The 20,352-nt window shown below is 65.5% G+C and carries 15 protein-coding genes; 8 read left to right on the top strand and 7 right to left on the bottom strand.

What is annotated here, in order from left to right:
- Window positions 1-19: 19 nt before the first annotated feature.
- The 4 genes from wzy to AC1DYU_RS06525 form a co-directional block, all read right to left on the bottom strand.
- The gene (wzy, locus tag AC1DYU_RS06540) at window positions 20-1,456 is read right to left on the bottom strand and encodes an O-antigen polysaccharide polymerase Wzy (RefSeq protein WP_476790927.1); all 1,437 of its coding nucleotides are present in this window, start codon (window positions 1,454-1,456) and stop codon (window positions 20-22) included.
- Between the two features lie 109 nt (window positions 1,457-1,565).
- A complete protein-coding gene (locus tag AC1DYU_RS06535; RefSeq protein ID WP_476790926.1) occupies window positions 1,566-2,423 on the bottom strand; it encodes a sialate O-acetylesterase in 858 nt (285 codons plus the stop codon).
- Window positions 2,424-2,521: 98 nt separating this feature from the next.
- Entirely contained in the window at window positions 2,522-3,781 is a 1,260-nt protein-coding gene (locus AC1DYU_RS06530; RefSeq protein WP_476790925.1) for a lipopolysaccharide biosynthesis protein, read from the bottom strand.
- Between the two features lie 47 nt (window positions 3,782-3,828).
- Entirely contained in the window at window positions 3,829-4,848 is a 1,020-nt protein-coding gene (locus AC1DYU_RS06525; RefSeq protein WP_476790924.1) for a glycosyltransferase family 9 protein, read from the bottom strand.
- Between the two features lie 391 nt (window positions 4,849-5,239).
- On the opposite strand from AC1DYU_RS06525, the gene AC1DYU_RS06520 reads away from it, so the two are divergent.
- The 5 genes from AC1DYU_RS06520 to AC1DYU_RS06500 all read left to right on the top strand — a co-directional run bounded on the left by AC1DYU_RS06520 (window position 5,240) and on the right by AC1DYU_RS06500 (window position 11,255).
- The gene (locus tag AC1DYU_RS06520; protein WP_476790923.1) at window positions 5,240-6,454 is read left to right on the top strand and encodes a glycosyltransferase; all 1,215 of its coding nucleotides are present in this window, start codon (window positions 5,240-5,242) and stop codon (window positions 6,452-6,454) included.
- A gap of 98 nt (window positions 6,455-6,552) precedes the next feature.
- Window positions 6,553-7,140, top strand: coding sequence for an LbetaH domain-containing protein (locus AC1DYU_RS06515; protein WP_476790922.1), 588 nt, complete (start codon window positions 6,553-6,555; stop codon window positions 7,138-7,140).
- 7 nt (window positions 7,141-7,147) lie between these two features.
- Window positions 7,148-8,290 carry an acyltransferase family protein gene (locus AC1DYU_RS06510; protein ID WP_476790921.1) on the top strand — a complete coding sequence of 381 codons (1,143 nt, stop codon included), beginning with the start codon at window positions 7,148-7,150 and terminating at the stop codon, window positions 8,288-8,290.
- Window positions 8,291-8,319: 29 nt separating this feature from the next.
- Window positions 8,320-10,365 (top strand): right-handed parallel beta-helix repeat-containing protein, encoded by a 2,046-nt coding sequence (locus tag AC1DYU_RS06505; RefSeq protein WP_476790920.1) that lies wholly within the window; start codon window positions 8,320-8,322, stop codon window positions 10,363-10,365.
- Between the two features lie 56 nt (window positions 10,366-10,421).
- Window positions 10,422-11,255, top strand: a complete 834-nt coding sequence (locus tag AC1DYU_RS06500; RefSeq protein WP_476790919.1) for a glycosyltransferase family 2 protein — start codon at window positions 10,422-10,424, stop codon at window positions 11,253-11,255.
- Here the strand turns inward: AC1DYU_RS06500 and AC1DYU_RS06495 are convergent.
- Both AC1DYU_RS06495 and AC1DYU_RS06490 read right to left on the bottom strand, forming a co-directional pair.
- Window positions 11,248-12,744 (bottom strand): O-antigen ligase family protein, encoded by a 1,497-nt coding sequence (locus tag AC1DYU_RS06495; protein WP_476790918.1) that lies wholly within the window; start codon window positions 12,742-12,744, stop codon window positions 11,248-11,250. The genes AC1DYU_RS06500 and AC1DYU_RS06495 overlap by 8 nt on opposite strands.
- A 399-nt stretch (window positions 12,745-13,143) precedes the next feature.
- Window positions 13,144-14,355: a polysaccharide biosynthesis/export family protein gene (locus AC1DYU_RS06490; RefSeq protein WP_476790917.1), complete on the bottom strand. Its 1,212-nt coding sequence runs from the start codon at window positions 14,353-14,355 to the stop codon at window positions 13,144-13,146.
- A 305-nt stretch (window positions 14,356-14,660) separates the two neighbouring features.
- Between AC1DYU_RS06490 and AC1DYU_RS06485 the strand changes: the two genes are divergently transcribed.
- Complete coding sequence (locus AC1DYU_RS06485) at window positions 14,661-15,221, top strand: hypothetical protein (RefSeq protein WP_476790916.1); 561 nt, start codon at window positions 14,661-14,663, stop codon at window positions 15,219-15,221.
- Between the two features lie 36 nt (window positions 15,222-15,257).
- Here the strand turns inward: AC1DYU_RS06485 and AC1DYU_RS06480 are convergent, their stop codons facing one another.
- On the bottom strand, window positions 15,258-16,388 hold the full coding sequence (locus tag AC1DYU_RS06480; RefSeq protein WP_476790915.1) for an AGE family epimerase/isomerase: 1,131 nt from the start codon (window positions 16,386-16,388) through the stop codon (window positions 15,258-15,260).
- Between the two features lie 259 nt (window positions 16,389-16,647).
- Between AC1DYU_RS06480 and AC1DYU_RS06475 the strand changes: the two genes are divergently transcribed.
- Both AC1DYU_RS06475 and AC1DYU_RS06470 read left to right on the top strand, forming a co-directional pair.
- Complete coding sequence (locus AC1DYU_RS06475) at window positions 16,648-18,087, top strand: exopolysaccharide biosynthesis polyprenyl glycosylphosphotransferase (RefSeq protein ID WP_476790914.1); 1,440 nt, start codon at window positions 16,648-16,650, stop codon at window positions 18,085-18,087.
- Between the two features lie 831 nt (window positions 18,088-18,918).
- Window positions 18,919-20,343, top strand: coding sequence for a mannose-1-phosphate guanylyltransferase/mannose-6-phosphate isomerase (locus AC1DYU_RS06470; protein WP_476790913.1), 1,425 nt, complete (start codon window positions 18,919-18,921; stop codon window positions 20,341-20,343).
- Window positions 20,344-20,352 lie beyond the last annotated feature (9 nt).

The following is a 20,352-nucleotide window of genomic DNA, read 5'->3' as shown; positions in this document are numbered from 1 at the left end:
CAGCAGCAGGGCCGCAAACTCAGCGCAGGATGCGCGTCGGCTGGGCATGGGCCGGCGCTGCGGCGCCGTCTTGCGAGCGCTTGGTGTCGCGATGGATCTTGGCCATCGTCGGCAGCACGATCCGGCTGGTGATATGCCCCGCATGATACATCACCACGATGGCGCCGACGGTGAAGACGACGAACTCGCGGATGATGACGCCGAGCGCATTGCGCTGCGTCCACATGGCGAAATAGAGCGACAGCAGCGAGACGGCGCCCCAGACGCCCGTCGGCCTGTTTCCCCCGCCACGCAGATAGACATAGCGGAACAGGCAGATCTGGATGACCACCATCAGCGCCGTCCCCGGAAGCCCTCCGACAAGATAGGATTCGCCCAGGAACGAAAAACCGTATCCTTGGCCGAAATCGGCCGCGAGCGCGTCATAGGTATAGGTGAACCGGTCGTTCGCGGATGTGTAGAGGTCGGCCAGCGCATCCGTCATCAGAAAGCGCGGAAAGCTGAGCGCCCAGGCCATCAGATAATCGGCGCCATAGTCGAGCGGCTTGACGAACCCGGTCACGGCCGAGGCGGCCGTGGCATAGAGATAGACGGTCTCGCTGCCGACATAGACGCCGAGTTCGGAGAAGAAATTGCTCCATTCGGCGGGGCTGAGCAACGCCTCGATCCCGAGCGCGTTGATCCGCAGGAAGCCGAGATAGCAGAAGAACAGGAAGCCGAAGACGGCCGCGGCAATGATCGCGACGGTCTGGTAGAGCCGCCTCGAGGTCCAGTAGAACGCGAAAATGAACAGTGCCGGCTGGATGAAATATTTGCGCTGGCCGATGCCCACGGCGATCTCGATGAAGCAGAACACCGGGATCGCTAGGACGTAGCCGGAGAGCGGGTGGCGGCTGGCGAGGATCAGCCCGATCGAGGCCAGGCAGAACGGAATGCACAGCATGTAGATGCCGTTGCCGGCTTCGGTCTGCTGGGTGAAGCTTTCGCCATAGCTCACGCTGCCGCCCAGCACGAAGCCGCGCGCGGCGATCGCCGCCGAGATCAGAATGATCGCCAGGATGCCGCTGACGATGCCGCCCACGAGGCATGCGGTGGAATCGACGGGCAACGGGGCCGGCGGTGGGCCGTTGCGCCGCATGAACGAGCAACTGATCGCAACGCCCACCATGGTCGCGATCTGGCCGACGTTGAACAGGTCATGGGCGAGTGCGAGATCGAAGCCGAGCGTCGATCCCGGCGCCGAGATGTCGGCGATCGCCGGCAGATAGCTGTACATGAACATCACGATCACGAAGATCACGACCGGATCGTTCAGGGATCGCCGGATCAGCAGCAGATGGACGGCGAACAGGCCGGTCACGCTCGCGACCGGCCAGGGCGTCCGGATTCCGAGCTCGCTCTGGATCACCCAGGCCAGGGCGGCGAGCAGCGCATAGATCAGGCCGGCTGCGACCACGGCATCGTCGTCCGCGCTCGGGCCCGTCGACCGGATCCGCGCCCTTCCGCGCCGCCATGTCCCCGCAATGCTGCTCATGGCGCCACTCAAAGCCCGAAGCGCTTAAAATTCAATCCTTGGCGATGCAGTCACAGGCAATGACCGCATCGAGCCAGAGCCTTGCCATTTCGGCGACACTGTTCGCCGTCAGATGAAATTTGTCGAACCGCTCGGTGATGCTGTCGGCATCGGGGCCAGGCACGAAGCCCGGCTGGGCGGCGAGTTCGGCTTGCGCCTTGCGCAACGGCTCATTGACCCAGCCGGCTGAGAGCGTCGCCCGCGCGACGAAGATCGGCGCGCTCACCCCGGCCTCCCGCAGGCGCTGCATCACCACCGCGAACTTCGCCTTGTAGGTCGCCGGATCCGTGGCGAAATCCTGCTCGCCCTGCTGCCAGAACACGGCGTCGACGTTGCGGCCGGCTTCGCGCAGCGCACGGACCTGCGACAGGGCAAAGCGGTCATAGCCCTTGTCGGTCCAATCCGCGATCTCCGATCCGCCCCACCCTGCCGAGATCACGGTCGCGGACCGTCCGAAGCGAGCCTTGAACAGATCGGCGAAGATCGGCCATTGGCTCCCGCGGGTCCCGTCGCCGCCGACGACCGGGTCGGAGAGGCCGTAGCAGGCGCCATCATAGAAGGCGCGCGCGCCGGGATCCTGCGACCGCGTATAGGAAAAGGCGGCGTTGGCGCCGTTGCTCTGGCCGATCACCAGCACGACGAAACTCAGCTTGAGGTCGCAGGGCTGGACACTCTGATAGTCCCGGTTCGGCTGCCAGCGGCCCACGGGCGGCAGCTTGAGGAACTTCGCGCCCTTTCGCATCATGTCCGTGAAGGACGCGCGCGTCACGACGCCAACGGTGATGAAGCCGGCCATCGCGACATTCGCCCCGAGCGAGGCCAGGAGAAGCAGAATGAAGATGATGCGCATGACGTTTCCGCTGCTGGCTCGCTGAGATCGGCCACCAGCAAGACGCTTGCCGGCCCCGGCTAACCGGTCAAACCCGCAGGAAACGCCGTAGCCGGCGCTTATCTGATGCGCCAATGTCGCCGGGCAAGCCAAGCGATAACGAGAATCATCGTAAAATTGACCATGAACAGCACGATGCCGATGCCGGTCAGGGCGGATGCCGGCGGCAGCAGGAAGCAGGCCCCGACCGCGGCCAGGCTGATCGCGAGGAAGGCATGCGATGCCGCGACATGGCGGTTCGTCGATGCCAGCGGCGCAAAACCCGCGCTCCAGATCATTTCGCAGGCCACCGCCCCCAGCAGCAGGCGGAAGAAAGGCTGGATCGCCACGATCTCGCCCGAGGTCCAGTAGGCGAGGATGGTGCCACCGAGCCATTCGAGCGCCCCGACATAGACCAGCGCCATCGCGGCGATCAGGCCGATTCCGGCCAGGGCGAAGCGCGCGAAGCGGCGATGCTCGCCGGAGCCGAACAGCCGCGAATATTCCGGCGACAGCGAGAATGTCAGGACGTTGGCCGCCGCGACGCCCAGCCGCGTCAGCGTGCGCGTCGCCGAGAAGACGACAATGTCCCGGGGCGAGCCGATCGCCCCCAGCGCCAGCACCGGCCCCTGCCCCATCACCGCCACGCCGCCGATATAGCACATGTAGCTGAGCGAGGGTCCGAGCAGACGCAACATCTCGGCCACCGAAAGATGCCGGCCCCACGGCATCATCCAGGACGCCAGACCAAACAGGCGGGCAAACAGCGCCACGGTGAGGAGCAGGCGGGCCGCCAGCATCGCCAGCGCCGCGGCGACGAAATCGCCGCCCATCAACGCCGCGGCCCCGGCGAAGGCGGCCTCGGTCAGCCGCGCCGTCGCGCCCCACAGCACCTCCTCGGCCGGACGCCCGAGCGCGCGCATCCCGGCTGTGCCAAGCAGCATGAACTGGAACAGCACGACGCCGAGACTGAGAATGACGAGCACCCTGCCCGCATCGGTCTCGCTCGTGCCAGCCAGCGGCCACAGGGCTGTCAGGTGGACCCAATCGGCGACGACCGCGACCACGGCCATCGTCGGGATGCCGATGCCGCACAACAGGACGAAGACGCTCTGATAGGTCCGCAGGGCCGCGTCGCGGTCGCCACGCGCCACACTCATCGTCATCTCGTTCTTGGCGATCGCGGTGAAGCCGAAATCGGTCAGGGTGAGATAGGTCGGGATCGCCGCCAGCAGCAGCCAGGCGCCATAGCGGTCCACCCCCCATGCATGCAGCAGCACCGGCACGAGCAGGACCTGCGTCGCGACCGTGACGACCTGGTTGGAAACCTGGGCGCTCATCGTGCCCGCGACACGACGCCAGTTCCTCTCGCGAGGGGCGGCCGCAGTCATGCCGCCGTCGCGGCGCGATGCCAGAGGGATGTCGCCGCCTCGAGCGCCTCAGTGGCCGAGATTTGCGCAAGCCCGTCCATCCGGTGGAGAATCCGATGAGCGCCGCCATAGGGGTGCCATTTGGCCGGCCGGTTGAAATCGCCGAAGAGCCCGACGCAGGGCACGTTCCGCGACGCGGCAAGATGCATCGGCCCGGAATCATGGCCGATGAAGATCCGGGCGCGCCCAAGCGCCGCCGCGCATTCGCGCACCGACAGCACGCCGCAGGCATCCACCATCGGCCCGGGCCAGTATGGGCGCAGCGACAGCGCGCGTGCGGAGTCGCTGGGCGCCCCTACCGCCAGCAGGCCGGTGCCCGGGACCGCGGCGCCGAAGTCGGCGATCAGCCGTTCCCAGTTCGCCTGGCCCCAGTCCTTTTCCTTGTCCTTGCCGCCCATGTTGATGGCGACGAAAGGCGTCTTGCCGAAGACGGCGGTGGCCTGCGCACCGACGCTCATCTCGTCGGCGCTCAGGCGCAGGTCGAAAGCCCCAGGCAGCGAGGGGTCGATCGGCCCCAGCGCAGCCATCTGACGCCCCAGCCGCAGGCATTCCAGCTCTTCGAGCCCGGTTGCCGGATCGACGCGGCTATTGCGGTCGTCGTCACGCCACGGCAGGCCCAGGATGGTCTTGAAGCCGCAGAATCGAAAGAAGGCCCAGTCGCGATAAACGGAAGGCAGGCCACGCGGCTCGGCCATGTAGACCAGCATATCGGCGCGCAGGGCGCGCAACTGCGAAGCGAGGGTCCAAAGCGAGCCCACGGAGCGGACGCCGATGGGATACTCGACGAAATCGTCGATGAAGCCGCCCCCGCCCAGCACGGCAGGAACGCCGGCGGCCTTGGCCGAAATCGACATATTGGTCAGGAGCGTCCGCCGCGCATCGGGAAACCGCTCGCGGATCTGGTGCCAGCATGGCAACGACACAACCGCGTCGCCGAGACTGCCCAGCCTAAAGACGACGATGTGCCGCACACTCATCGCTTCAGTCGATAACCTCGTTCAAGAATAACGCTCGCCATTGCCCTGCTTTCAATGAGATAATGAACATGCTGAGGATGGCTGACGTCCTGACGATACCTATCCTCTGAATGCCGTCGAAGAACAAGTCAACCAATGCGCCTGGAACCGCTCTCGCATGGAACGTTGGAGCGCTCCATCACAAGTATGAGCGCAGAAACTCCCGTCCGATCGACCTCGGACAGATACGGCAGGCGGCAGGCGCCGGATGATGACCAGATTTCTCGCAGGAACCAGAAATCAGAATGATTCACGAGAAATTCGCTCCTCCGGCCATAATCGACGCGTTCCGCAACTGAGGCGTCTCTATGCTTCTGACTCCACGCCTCCTGTCCCCACGCCTTCTAGCCCCATGACGATTCAACCCGGGATGCGAATCCTGCATATCCTGCCGACCGCCTCGGCGGTGTCGGGAGGCTTGATGGAGGGCGTCCTGCGCGCCTCGCTCAGCAATGAGAGCATGGGCTTCTCCTGCACTATCGCGAGCCTCGACCTTCCCGACGATCCCTGGGTGAAGAGCTGTCCGATCGAGGTGATCGCGCTCGGCGAGACCTCCTACAGCCGCCATCTGGGCGGGCCGTTTCGGGAGCGCTACGGCTATACCCGCCACATGGTGCCATGGCTCACCGAGAACACCCCGAAATACGATGCGGTGATCGTCAACGGCCTCTGGAACTATGCCAGCTTCGCGGCGCGAAAGGCCCTCGAGGTCAGCAAGGTGCCCTATTTCGTCTTCCCGCACGGCATGCTCGACCCCTGGTTCCGCAAGGCCTATCCGTTCAAGCATCTGGTCAAGCAGTTGCTCTGGTGGTGGAGCGAGGCCGCCCTGCTGCGCAATGCGCGCGCCGTGTTCTTCACGACGGAGGACGAGCGCCTGCTCGCCCGCCAGACCTTCTTTCCCTACAAGGTCCGCGAGCAGGTCATCAGCTACGGCACCGAGGATGTGCCGCCGGCCGATCCGGCCCAAGCGCAGGCTTTCGATGCGATCGCGCCGATGCTGCGCGGCCGGCGCTTCCTGCTGTTCCTCGGCCGCATCCACGAAAAGAAGGGCTGCGACCTGTTGCTGCAAGCCTTCGCTCAGATCGCGGACGGGCTTCCCGATACGGACATCGTCATCGCCGGTCCTGATCAGGTGGGCTTGCGCCACTCCCTCGAGACGATGGCGGAGCAACTCGGCATCGACAAGCGGGTCCACTGGCTCGGCATGGTCGAGGGTGCGGCAAAATGGGGCGCCTACCGCGCCTGCGAGGCCTTCATCCTGCCGTCCCACCAGGAGAATTTCGGCATCGCGGTCGCCGAGGCGCTGGCCTGCGGCCGTCCGGTGCTGATCTCCAACAAGATCAACATCTGGCGCGAGGTCGAGCGTGATGGCGCAGGCCTCGTAGCAAGCGACGATGTGGACGGGACGGTGTCGCTGATCCGCCGCTTCATCGCCCTGTCACCGGCCGCGCGCGATGATATGGCCAAGGCGGCACGCGCTTGCTTCGAGAACAACTTCGATGTGAAGAACACCTCGAAGACGATCACTGCCGCGATCGCAAAGGCGTTGCGCGAGCCCGCCGCCTGAGATCAGGCGCGTGAAATTTTGGGCAACGGCAGATTTTGTGCATCGGCCCGCTGAGATGAATTCCTTTGGCATGAGCGCTTTCGCATGAGGTTCCCATAATGACGGCAGAGCCACTGGACGCCACGGTTGCATCCTCGGTCGTCGGCGCGCCCAGCTTCAGCCGCGCCAACCGGGCGATCCGCGCGGTCTGGTATCTGGCCTGGCTGCTGCTGGCGTCCTGGACGCCGCCGCCGCTGCATGCCTGGCGCCGCCTCCTCCTGCAGCTCTTCGGGGCACGGATCGCCGCGACGGCGCGGGTCTACCGCTCGGTGAATGTGTGGCTGCCGTCTAACCTCGTCATGGGCGAACACGCGGTCATGGGCCCCGGCGTGAACTGCTACTGCCAGGGTCCGATCACCATCGGCGATTTCGCCGTCATCTCGCAGGGCGCCCATCTCTGCGCCGGCACGCATGATGTCGACGATCCGAATTTCCAGCTGATCGCCAAGCCGATCCGGATCGAGCCCTATGCCTGGATTGCCGCCGAGGCTTTCGTCGGTCCCGGCGTCACGGCGGGAGCGGGCGCCGTTCTCGGCGCCCGCGCCGTCGCCTTCAAGGATATGGAAGCCTGGACGATCTATGTCGGCAACCCGGCCAAGCCGCTGCGCAAGCGGAAGCAGTTTACGGCCCCAGCGGCCGGGCACTAGGCAGGGCATGGCGGCCCTCGATACCAGCATGGATGCCGGGAGCCGCCACGGCGCCGCCGTCAAGGCGGCCGACAGCGCGACGCTGCCGGGCGTGCAGTATCTGCGCGGCTTCGCCGCCCTGCTCGTGGTTGCCTTCCACGCCAGCGCCAATATCGCCGACCCCGCCATCCTCGGCCGGCATGGCCCGGCGCTGTTCGATTACGGCTATCTCGGCGTCGATCTGTTCTTCGTCATCAGCGGCTTCATCATCACCTACACCACGCTCGATCCGGCGACCGGCAGGGCCATCATGACGGTGCGCGACTTCGCCGCCCGCCGCTTCATGCGCATCGTCCCGTTCATGTGGCTGTGCATCGTCGCCTATGCGCTGCTTCGCCTGGCCGGACGCGGCGCCGATTTCCCGATGATGTCCTATCTCCGAGCGATGCTGCTCTGGCCCGTGGGCGAGCTGAAGCCGGACGTGATCTGGACATTGCGGCATGAAGCGCTGTTCTACGCGGTCTTCGCCCTGACCTTCCTCATGCGGCCGGGCTTGCGCCTCGTTTTCGCCCTCTGGGCTGTGTCCCCTCTCCTCCTCAATGCGATCCGCCCGATCGGCACGCTGGAGAAGGCGCATGACCTGCTCGAATTCATCGCCAATCCCGTCAACCTCCAGTTCGGCTTCGGCGTCGCCGTCGGGCTCCTGGCGGCGCGCCATGCCGCCTCATGGTCGCGTGCAGCCGCGCCGTTCCTGCGCGGTTTCCGGGGCTTGGCGGTTCTCGCCCTGCTCTCCCTGGGCCTGATGGCGACCGGCTACGCGCTGGACCTCCACATCATGACGATCCGGACGGCGATCATTGCCGGTATTCTGGCATCGATCATGCTTGCACTGGGCATCCTGGTGCCATCCCGACATCCCGATGCTCGCGGGGCGGTCGTCAGCGCGGGCAGACTGGTGGGTGATGCGTCCTATGCGATCTACCTCACCCATATTCCGGTCATGCTTGTACTGCTGTCTCTGCTGCGACGCTTCGCGCCGCAGGTGAGTTGGGGGCTGGCGATGGTCTGCGTGATCCTGGGGGCGCTCGTCGTCGGGGTCGCCATCCATCTGCTGGTCGAGGGACCGCTGGTGCGGCGCATGAAACGCATCGGCGGCCTCAGGCACGCTTGACGCGAAAAACGCGTAAAGCAGGAGAAGACATGTTCGGATCACAGGTCGCGGCAGCTCGCGTCACAACTCTGCTGCTGATGCTCTGGGCGGTTGCCCCCGGCGCTGCGCTCGCGCGCGTCGTCGAGGTCAAGGCACCGGCGCCGGGCGGACCGTCCGCCTCGGAACTGATCCAGGCGGGCATGAACGAAGTCAGGTCGATCCGCCAGACCACCCCCAATGAAACCGTGACCCTGCGGCTGTCGGGCGGCATCTACCGGCTGCAGATGCCGATCATTATCGAGCCGCGCGATTCCGGGCGTCCAAACGCACCTTTCGTGATCGAGGGCGCAGCCGACGGCTCCACCCGGATCTATGGCTCGGTCGAAGCCGAGGCTCGCCCCGCCAGCGCAGCCGATCTCGCCGGCCTGGTAGCGCCGCCGCAGCCGGTGCAGGTCGTGGACCTGTCGGGTGCGCGCGGCACGCAGCCGCTCGGACTGGTGGCGCGCGGCGCCTATAACGGCACGCCGACCTCGCAATTCGAGATTTTCCAGGGCGACACCCGCTTCCGCCCCTCGGTCTGGCCTCGCAGCGGCTATGCCGACGGCGTCGAGGCGAGGGCCGATCCCAATTCGCTGGGCGTCCGCGTCAAGCTGCCGCGCCCGATGTTCGAGCGTTTCCGCGCGCAGAAGGACCTCCAGATCGCCGGCTACTGGGTCGCGGACTGGGCCTATGAAGCGCAGTCGATGCTATCTGCCGATGCCGAAACCGGCGAACTCCTGGTCAGCCGGCTCGTCGCCCCGCTTCCGACAAGGCGCGTGATCCGTGCGCGTGTCTTCAATGCGATGAGCGAGCTCGACGCGCCCGGGCGCTACGTCCTCGATCCGGCAGGCCGGCGCGCCTTCATCGTTCCGCTGCCTGGAGCCGCCGCCAAATTCGACGTCGCCGTGGCGCGTGAACTCCTCGTGCTGGCCACCGTGCAGAACGTGGTCCTGCGCAATATCGGGTTCGAGCGCACGCTCGGCACGCCCGTCAGGATCGAGAACGCATCGAACATCGTCATCGAGAACTGCCTGGTTCGCAACAGCGGCAATCGTGGCATCACTGCCACCGGCGGCCGCAACGTCGTCGTCAAGCGCAGCGTCATCGCCGATACCGCGGAAACCGGCCTGCTGCTCGCCGGCGGCGACCGCAAGGCGCTGACGCCTGCGCGCCATGCCGTGACGGACTCGATCTTCGTCCGGTTCAGCCAGGATTCTCCGACCTACAGGCCTGCCGTCGAGATCCAGGGCGTCGGCAACAGCGTGACCGGTTCGCTGTTCCGCGACGGCCCCCATTCGGCGATCCTGGTCAATGGCAACGAGCACAAGGTCGCCGATAACGAGATTTCCGACGTCGTGAAGGAGACCAACGACGCCGGGGCGATCTATATGGGCCGCGACTTCACCGCGCGCGGCAACGTCTTCACCGGCAACTACCTGCACGACATCGGCGGCGGCCAGCGTGGTGGCCACCGAGCCCTGATCGGCATCTATCTCGACGACCAGTTCAGCGGCGCAACGATCACGGGCAACGTCTTCCATCGCGTCAATGTCCCGGTCCAACTCGGCGGCGGGCGCGAGAATCTGGTCGAGGGCAACGCGTTCCTCGCCTCGCAGCGCTCCGCCGTGCTGTTCGACGATCGCGGCCTGCACAAGCACAGGACGATGACGCTGACGGGCGATCTCAATACCAAGCTGAACGCCATGCCCTTCCGCCAGCCGCTCTGGGCCAGCCGCTACCCGACTCTGGCAACGCTGCCCGAGAACCAGCTCGGCTCTCCCGTCGACAATGTCGTGAAGCGCAACGTCTTGCTCGGCCGGACCATGATCGAATACGAGTTCGCCAGTTCGCGGCCGTTCCTGTCCGCGACCGACACGATCGAGGTCGCGATGCCGACCGGCCTCAGCCCGGATGCCGGCACCGCGGACCTGCTGAAGGCCCTTTCCGCCGCCAGCCCCGCCGTCGCAGCCCTCAATCTCGTCGTCGCCGACAGGGCCACCGCCTTGCGCGACCTCACCTTCGCGCCGGTCGCGACAAGCCAGCAAGGCCCCAAATGACGATTGCAGACAGCACCGAACGTGACCCGCGGCATAGCGATGCTGTGGCGCAAACCGTGACGCTCTCCGTCGTGGTCACCGCGCACAACCGCCGCGAGCTGACGCTGTCTGCGCTCCGGGCGCTCAAGGCCGCGACGCCGGAGGGCGTCAAGACCAACATCTTCCTGACCGATGACGGCAGCACCGACGGCACCGGCGACGCTGTCCGCGCCGAATTTCCCGACGCCCATATCATCGTCGGCGACGGCAACCTCTACTGGAACCAGGGCATGCTGACGGCCTGGAAGGCGGCATCGGCGACGACGCAGCCCGATTTCTTCCTCTGGCTGAACGACGACCTCGCCATGAACGAGACGGCGCTGGCCGACATGCTCGCCTGCCATGCGCAGGCGAAGGCGCGTTACGGCGAGAAAATCATCATCGTCGGGAAGACCGTGAGCCCGAGCACCGGCACCGACACCTATGGCGGCTTCAACGTCAAGGAGGGCCTGTCGCGCCTGCATTTCCGCCGCCTGCGGAAGGACGAGACCATCGCCAAGACGATGAATGGCAACCTCGTCCTGCTGCCGGCGCGCGTTCAGGACGATCTCGGCCTGCTCAGCGAACACTACCGCCACACGTTCGGCGACATCGATTACGGTCTGCGCGCCACCGAGGCCGGATACACCATCATCCAGATGGACAAGCCGGTCGGCTTCCAGGAATACAACGAAGCCCAGAAGCTGAAGCTCTCGAAGCTCACTCTCGCGAACTGGCGTTTCATCCTGCTGCACCCCAAAGGCGTGCCCTGGCGCGAATGGCTGTATTTCTGTCGCCGGCATGGCGGACCGATCTGGCCGCTGAACTTCGCCGTCCGCTACGCCAAGCTGGTCGCAGCCAACTTCAGATGACGTCCGGCCCCGGTTCGGCGCTGGCTGGCTGAACAGCCTTCGCGCGGCCTGGCTCGGCGCGCAGCGCCGCGCCAGCAAGCGCCAGCGCTGGAATGGCATACCCGGCGGTCTGCAGGCTGAAATCCACGAGGGAATGCGCCGCGCCGACGAGCACGACGGGGAAAGCGATCGCCGTCAGCGTCTCCTGCGACACCACGAATCGGCGCGCCAACGCGATCAGCAGCACGAGCCAGCACAGCATCATCAGCCCCGCCAGCGGCAGCCCCATCTCCGCTGCAAGCTCCAGCGGCGTGCTGTGCGCGGCATCCCAGATCCACCACAGGCCGCCATCGCCGCGATAGGCGGGATAGGCTGCCCCGAACGAGCCGAGCCCGACCCCGAACCAGGGATGATCGAGGATCATCCGCAACGTGTTGCGATAGGTCTCCAGTCGCCCGCCATCGGAGAAGCCGAGAAAGTCGAACCGCGCAAACAGCGACGCGCCGACAAGTTGCAGCAGGCCGATGGCGACGATCGCGATCGCCACCAGCCGGCGCAGAAAGCCCCCCGGCCTGCGGTCCAGCACCAGATAGGTGCCGACCAGCGCAAGCCCGCCCAACGCCACGCCCAGCCGCGACCGTGTCAGGATGACGGCCAGCACGCAGCAAAGCCCCGCCGCGATGACTTTCGCATCACCCCTGCGCACGCGCCAACGCCACGCATCATTGGTATTCCGCGACGACCCGCGCCGCTGCTGGGCCTGGCGCCGAACGAGAACCGCCAGCCAGGCGATAGCTCCGGCCGTGAAATAATCCGCAGCCGTGTTGCTGTTGACGAAGGTGCCGGTGACGGCGCCGATATAGGCGATCTTTTCGCGCCAGAGCAGCATGCCGGGATCGACGATCATCGAGACCAGCCCGAAGATCGCATAGGCCGCCGCGCTATAGCCGAGTGCCCTGACCAACTGCTCCCGCTGGCGCTCCTGGCCGCAGGCCAGCAGGCCCAGCACGAAGGCCAGCAGCGCCGCCATCGGCACGCCGACCGCATAGAAGGCCTGGTTGCGCTGGACTCCGACATACCCCTGCGAAGGCGTGTCCAGCAGGATCCCCGTTTGCCGCCAGAGAGGATGCTCCGTCGCCAGGAGCGGATTGGCGCCCAGCTGCTCGTGCAGCACGAACAGCCAGGCGCAGACCACGACCATGACGCCGCAGAGCCAGCCCGCCACCCGAAGCGTCAGCCCCACTGATGGGGCAATCAGGATTCCAGCCGAAAGCCAGGCGCACCAGAACGCGATCGTCGCCCCGTCACGCGAGCCGAACAGCGCAGGCGCCAGCACCAGCGCGCCGACCAGCATCGCGTGAGAGGCCTGCTGCCGCCAGATGGACCCGGTCTCGACCAGCGCTTCGGCGCCGCGATCCGGAGCGGGAGTCTGGGGCTCCTCGATGTCCGGAAGAATGGAGAGCCCCGGCACAGCCATATGGCTTGACGTCAGGAACTGCGGGATCGCCAACGAGGGAGCCGCCGGGATGGCTTGCTTGTCGCCTGCCGGCTTGCGCCTGGGCGGCCGGACGGTCGGTCCACCCTTGCGAGGACGCTGACCTCTGCCGATCGGTGGAATGGCTGAAGGCTCGCCAATCTCGGCACGAACGGCAGCGACCGCAGGTGCGGACAGCGAAGGCTCGGGACTCCGCGGCAGTGGAAGCGGCGGATGGCCCGTCTGGTCGCCACTGGCCGGCTTGCGCCTGGATGGCCGGGCAGGCGATGAGCCAGCCCGGCGCGGTCGCGGCACTTCCCCGGAAGGCTTCGCGGCCGGATGCACCGTCTGTGTCGCAGTCTTTGCCTGACCTTCGGCGTCGTCCATGACCTTCTCGCAGGCTCCCGGCGGCCGTTGGCCGCCGGGCAAGTCGGCTTACAGACCGATCGGCGAAGCGCTCGACAGGTTGCGGACGTTGTAGCGCAGGATCAGGGCGTTGTTGCCTGTCGAGACCGCGCCGTTCGTGGTCGAGAGAGCCAGGTTGAGGATCTGGAGGAACTTCGTGACCTGAACCGACTGGGCGTTGGCGACGAAGATCACGTCCCCATTGCGCATCTGCATCTTCGAGGCGACGAAGAAGCCGCTCGGATCGCGCAGATCGGTCGCGTAGATCACCGGGATCTGGTCGCCGGTGAACTTGGTCACGTCGATGCCGAGACGGCGAGCGACGTCGCGGCTTTCACGGCGATAGAGGAACACCGAACCGGGATCGGCCTGGGAATCGAGCAGGCCGCCGGCCTTGCCGACCGCATTGGCGAGCGTGATGCGCCAGGCGTCGAAGTTGAATTCACCCTGCTGGCCGGCCGCGCCAAAGGCGAGGAACTTCTGTGCTTCACGGTAGACGTAGATCCGGTCGTTTGGCTGCAGGAAGATGTTGTTTTCGGGGCTGACGATCAGGTTCTCGAACGGAACTTTCGCACTCTTTTTACCACGCTCGAGCACGACCCAGGTTTCGTAGCCCTGGGCCTTGATGCCGCCAGCGCGCGTGATCGCGTCTGTGATCTTGTCGCCGGCGCCCGATGCGGGAGCCGGGAAGCGGACCGGATTGTTGACTTCACCGAGCACCGTGACCAGGCCCGTGCGCTGCTGTCCGAGCGCGACGATGACCTGCGGCTCGATGGCGCGGTTCTTGATCCGGTCGACGATGGTGCGCTGCACCTCGACATTGGTCTTTCCGGCAGCCGGAATCGAGCCCGCGAAGGGCACGCTGATGTTGCCGTCGCTGTCGATCGCCTGCTCGGGCAGAGCGACGAAATTGCCGGGGCGCACGCCGGCTTCGTTGGGAATGAAGAGACCGCCTGCGGCCGCTTCGAAGATCGTGACGGTGACGACGTCGCCGATGCCGAATTTGATGTTGGCCGACGGACGCCGGTCGGTGAAGGCGCCGGCCAGACCCTTGGGCTCATAGCGTCCGAGGGTGTCGACGGTGTTCTGGTTCAAATTGACGTAAGCGAATGGGACGGCATCGGTCGACGTGTCATCGTCCCGCATCGAAGCGGCGGTCGGACCGGAACTCGGCAGGGTCGAGCATGCACCTAGAAGCGAGGCCACGAAGGCCGCGACGGCAAGGCTCTTGATATCGATCATGTTAAACGCACTCGAATGTTGCACCGCCGTTGGAACGACCTATCTCCAAGCAAAGGAGACCACAATCCCATGATAGAATGTTATGCTTAATAATTTGTTGCTTTCGGGCAACATCGGCTCGCCAAACGCCTCTCTGGCAGCCTAAAAAATAGGCGACGAATGCCAGCCTTCGATTTTCCAGTCTCGAAAATTGAATGTTACCATATCAGCACCAGTATTGAGACGACCTGCAGGCCACCCTGGGGCACCGCGCCACGATCATTAGCCATTTTCAAAGTTAGTCAGCTTCGATGATGATGTTTACCATGTTTGGACAGTTGCGTCTGCTCACGCTCGCCCTGCTCTGCCTGTCCACCGTCGCGATTCCGCAGCTGCGAACGGCCGCCCATGCTCAGCCGAGATTGGACCGCACCGCACCCATCGCCGCTCCAGCGAGCGCGGAAAGCGTCGGATGGCGACTGACCCGATCGAGCGCACCGGGCGGCGGCGCCACCGCCTCGATTCTGCGAACCGCCGATCCCGGCAACTCCGATGTCGAAGTGGCGGGGCTGATGTTTCGTTGCGCCGAGAATGGCACCGATGCCCTGTTCATCGTGCTGTCGCCTTTCGGCCCGGCAGCGAAACCGACGATCGCGATCGACCTGGGCGGCCTCCGTTTCGAGACGCAAGCCTCCGTGCTGCCCTCCGGTGCCGGGCTCCTCGTGCCGCGCGACATGCTGTCCCTGTTCGGTGCGCCGGAAAAGACGATGGCGGATCTGAGTTTCGTCATCAACGAGGGCCGCAGGCGCTTCAGCGGACGCATCGCGAAGCTCTATGCCGCTCCTGCTTTGGCCCGCCTTCAGACCGAATGCTCGCAGCCGCGCTAGGACAGCAACGAGCTTCCCGCAACGGCACCAAGTCCATCACGCCATGGCCTGTGAGGCAGCCTCAGCCTCAACGGCCGCGCCGAAGATGTGGTAGAGCGAGCTTGCCGGAATGGTGTCGAGCATCGGCTTGCCGGCCTCGTCGAACTGGTCGATCCAGCCACCCGGCACGGGCTTGCCGAGATAGCCCTCCATCAACATCGCCAGAGCGTGCTGCGCCTTGGCACCGGCACCCTCGCGACCGATCCGCTGTTCCGCTAGCCAGGCCTTGGCCCATTCCGTCTGGGGCCAGAGCCGGCGACTAGACCGCCGCGGCCGTCCGTCGACATCCGCCTCGTCGACCAGGAAACCGCCCCCCGTCCCGCTGCCGGCCTCGGCAGCGTCGATGAGGGCCGAGGCAAGCGGCCCCGCCGGCAGCCCCGCCGCCACCTCGTAGCGGCGCAGCAGCCAGCACCATTCCGACTGGTGGCCGGGCTCGACGATGCGGCCTTCTTCGCCGGCTACCGGTTGCCAGCCATCGTCGAAGAACTCGCGCAGCATCGGCGTCGGCTGCAGGAAACGCGTCTCCAGCATCGCGTGAAGCCGGTGTGCCCGTTCCAGCGCGCCCGGATAGGCAATGGTCTCGTGCAGCGCGAGCATCGCCTCGAACAGGTGCATATGCGGGTTCTGACGGCGCGGCAGGCTGGGCGGCACGCCCTCGCGATAGGAACCGTCCGGCGCCAGCATCGCCTCGTCGAGGAAGGCGATGACCTGGCCGATCAGACCATGGACCTGCGTGTCGCCGCTCGCCTTTGCATACCAGCCAAGCGCGAGGAGCACGAAGGCGTGGTCGTAGGTGTCGCGCAGCGGGTTCGCCACTCTGCCATCCGCCTGGAGCAGATGCACGAAGCCCGGCCTTCCATCGGCGGCATACGCCTTGTCGACCAACCAGTCGAGCACATCGCCGGCAAACCCGAGCCCGTCGAACCAGCCGAGATCGGAGGCATGAGCATAGCAGTAGATCTGGCGCGCCTGGACCCGGACGCGCTTGGGAACGCCGAAATCGGGCTTGCCGTCCCAGCGCAGCCGCTCATGCACGCCTCCGCAAACCGTGTCTCGTCCGGCCGAGGCCCAGAGCGGCAACGCATCGCTGCAAAGCCAGCGGGCCAGTGTCGAACGCGGCGAAGGCATTGCGATCCCTTTGTGCATCCAGCCGCATCGCCTGCCGATGCGGATTGTGATTGGGGCGCGGCCCGCGCGAAATGGTCAAGCCTCCGCCATATCGGCCCTGTACAGGCTGGGCCGCACATCCGATCTGGCGCGTTTCATGCAAGGCACGAAGCCGAAACTTTCTAGAAGGTTAACAGAATGACGAAACGTCATGGCGGTTGAAAGCAAAATCGAAACACCGTAGACGACCCGTTAACACCGGCCACTGCTGAGGAGCCCCATGGCGATCGATTTTACCGCCGCCGCGGCTACCGGCCGCGCCCGGAGCCGCTGGTTTCGCTACGATTCGATCGGGTCGTTCGTCGTCGCCGTCGACATCATCGCGATCGTCTGTGCCAGCGTGCTGACGGGGGTCGCTTATAGCGAACTGATGTCGGATATGGCCGGCGAGGTCAGCGATTTTCTGGCGCTGGGCGTCCTGTTCGCCGCGCTCTTCGTCCTCCTCATGCAGTTGCGCGGCCATTATCGGCCGATCGAGCTGCTCAAGCCCCTGCGCCAGGTCACCGGCGTGTTCACGCTGTGGGCGACCGTGGCCGGCTTCCTGATGCTGGTCGGCTTCTCCTTGAAGATGGGCCACACCGTCTCGCGGGGCGCGACAATCTCCTTCATCGTCTGCGGCGCGACGCTGGTCGCCGGCCTGCGCTTCTTCTGGCGCGGGCTGATGGCCCGCGCGCTGGAGAGTGGCGCTTTCGCCACCCGCCGCATCGCGCTGGTCGGGGATGCGGCCCATCTCGATGACGGCAAGCTGGCACACCGGCTCGCCCCCTTCGGCCTGACCGTGGTGGCCCGCGTAGCCCTTCCCCTCGACGAACCACTCGACGACGAGACCGTGCAGCGCCTCATCGCCCAGGCCGCCTCGTCGCTGCGCGGCTCGAATGTCGAGGAAGTCGTGGTCTCTTTCGACAGCAGCCGCCTCGACCTCGCCGGCCGCTTCATCGCGGGCCTGCGCATTCTGCCGCTGCCGATCCGTCTCGCGCTCGATCAGCGGCTGGGCGACATCGTCTCACGTCCGACGCAGCGCTTCGGCAACCTGGTCACCGTCGAGATGCATCGCGCGCCGATGACGCTCGCCGAGCGCGGCGCCAAGCGCGCGCTCGACGTCGCGATCGCCAGTTCCGCGCTGTTTCTCATCTCGCCGCTGCTGATCCTGACGGCGGCGGCCATCCGCCTCGACGGCCCCGGCCCGGTCCTGTTCCGGCAGACCCGCAACGGCTTCAACAACCGCCCGTTCAGGATTCTCAAATTCCGCAGCATGCGCGTGATGGAGGACGGCGCCGTCGTCCGGCAGGCCTCACGCCATGACGACCGCGTCACCCGCGTCGGCCGGCTGATCCGCCGGCTCAGCATCGACGAGTTGCCGCAACTCTGGAACGTGCTCCGCGGCGAGATGTCGATCGTCGGCCCGCGGCCGCACGCCCTGGCGCACGACGCCCATTTCGAGAAGCTGATCGGCGACTATCCCTATCGCCAGCACGTCAAGCCCGGCCTGACGGGCTGGGCTCAGGTCAATGGCAGCCGGGGCGAGACGCCGACGACCGACAGCATGGCCGAACGGGTGCGGCTCGATATCTGGTATGTCGAGAATTCGAGCATCTGGCTCGATCTGCGGATCATCCTGCGGACCTTCACGGCGCTTTTGAACGTGAAGTACACCTACTGAAAAACGGCACCTAGGCCGGTTCTTCGCGATCGCTATGCTCCACCCGGCATCGACGATCATGTTGTCGTATCCGGACGATTCCGTCCGGATACGACGCGATCTAGTCGATCGCCGGAGCGGCGTCGGCCATCTCCAGGAACACCGCCACGCAGGCCAGATTCACGATGGCCAACCACATCACCACAGTCATGACGCCGTCCTGGCATCTTGAGGAACGAACGGGCCGCCGGGGCTCGTCGGGCGCCACGCGCCGTCAAATAACGTGGCGAAACTAGATCGGCGTGACTTAACAAATAACTCCTCGAATTCGGCATGCCTAGCGATGGAAAACGAAATGATAATTCACTGTACCGTCGCGATTGGCTTATCCGACGCAGCATGATTAATGTTAGACATACTCGAACGATTTAGTGCTTCAAATGAAGGTTGACGATTGGTTTATTGTGAGGTTTAAGCTTGAAAGAACTGGCTTCGCCGCAGTCATCACCGGCAGCACCGTATGATTTGATCGGTCACGCGACGACACGGTCCCTCGTTGCCGCGCCATCGCGTCTCGACGGCTGCGCCCTTTGAAACGGGGAGGTGCTTCGATCCTACGGTTTGCGGGGGTCGGTGGCACGAAACATGCCCTTTGCGTGCCGTGGCTGTGACGGAAAACAAGGTCGGATGTCTCTTGCCGGATCGCGCTCCGAGGCAACCTCGTCTACTCCCGCCTGTCACATGGCGGCGCCAGTGATATGTCCCGTGGCAGTGGTCCCGCGGTTTGCGTCAGGCTCGCGTGAACCGGCGCTGGAAACGCTTCCGGCGGTCTATCGTCGATAAGGAGAAGAGATGGCTTCAAATGCAACGGGATTGGTTCGCCCGGTCATCATGTGCGGCGGCTCGGGCACGCGCCTGTGGCCCGCTTCGCGCGAGGCGTTTCCGAAGCAGTTCGCGCCGCTGATCGGGGAGCTCTCGACCTTCCAGGAGACGCTGGCGCGCGTCAACGACCCCGCTCTGTTCGGCAGGCCGCTGGTCATCACCAACAAGATCCACCGCTTCATGGTGGAGCGTCAGGTCGCGGAGATCGGGCTGGAGGCCGACATCCTGCTCGAACCGGTGGCGCGTGATTCCGGCCCGGCGATCCTGGCCTCGAGCCTTTATATTGCCGAGCACAGCCCCGATGCGCTCGTCCTCGTGCTGGCCGCCGATCATGTCGTGCTCGACGTCCCGGCGTTTCGCGCGGCGGTGGCATCGGGCATCGAGGCGGCGCGCGCCGGCAAGATCGTGACCTTCGGCATCATCCCCAGCAGCCCGGCCACCGGCTACGGCTATATCGAGGCCGGCGCCACTGTCGCCGGCGAGGCTCGCGAGGTCGCCCGCTTCGTCGAGAAGCCTGATCACGAGACCGCGCTGCGCTATGTCGCCTCCGGCTATCTCTGGAACTCGGGCAACTTCCTGTTCGAGCCAGCCACGATCATCGACGAATATGCCGGCCATGATGCCGACAGCGTCGCCGGCGTTCGCGCCGCGATCGCCGCTGCGAAGACCGATCTCGGCGTGCCGGTCCTCGACGAAGCCAGCTTCCTGACGGCCAAGAAAATCTCGATCGACTACGCCGTGATGGAACGGACGACGCATGCCGTCGTCGTCGGCGGCGATTTCGGCTGGTCTGACATCGGCGGCTGGGATGCGCTCTGGGCCGTCTCGCCGCAGGACGGCTCGCTCAACGCAGCAACCGGCGACGTCACCTTCATCGACACCACCGGCAGCTATGTTTCGAGCGAAGGCCAGCTCGTCGCCGTGCTCGGCATGACCGACACCGTCGTCGTCGCGACGAGGGACGCCGTCCTGGTCGCCGACAAGGCGCGCTCAGGCGAGATCAAGGGCCTGGTCGACCAGCTCAAGAAGGCAGGCCGCATCGAGGCGACGCACCATGCGCGCGTCTATCGGCCCTGGGGCTGGTACCGCACGCTGGAGCAGCAGGATCGCTTCCAGGCCAAGCGCATCGTGGTCTATCCCGGCGGCCAGCTCTCGCTCCAGAAGCACCTGCACCGATCCGAGCACTGGGTCGTCGTCAAGGGCACAGCCCGCATCACCGTGGATGACAGCGTGCGCGACCTCTCCGAGAACGAATCGATCTATATTCCACGCGGGGCAGTTCATCGGCTGGCCAATCCTGGCCGGATCGATGTCGAGATCATCGAGGTCCAGACCGGCAGCTATCTCGGCGAGGACGACATCATCCGCTTCGAGGATGTCTACAACCGGGCCTGATCAGAGACG

Source organism: Allobosea sp. P2_B12 (assembly GCF_056404835.1).
This window is presented reverse-complemented; position numbering and strand designations above follow the sequence as displayed.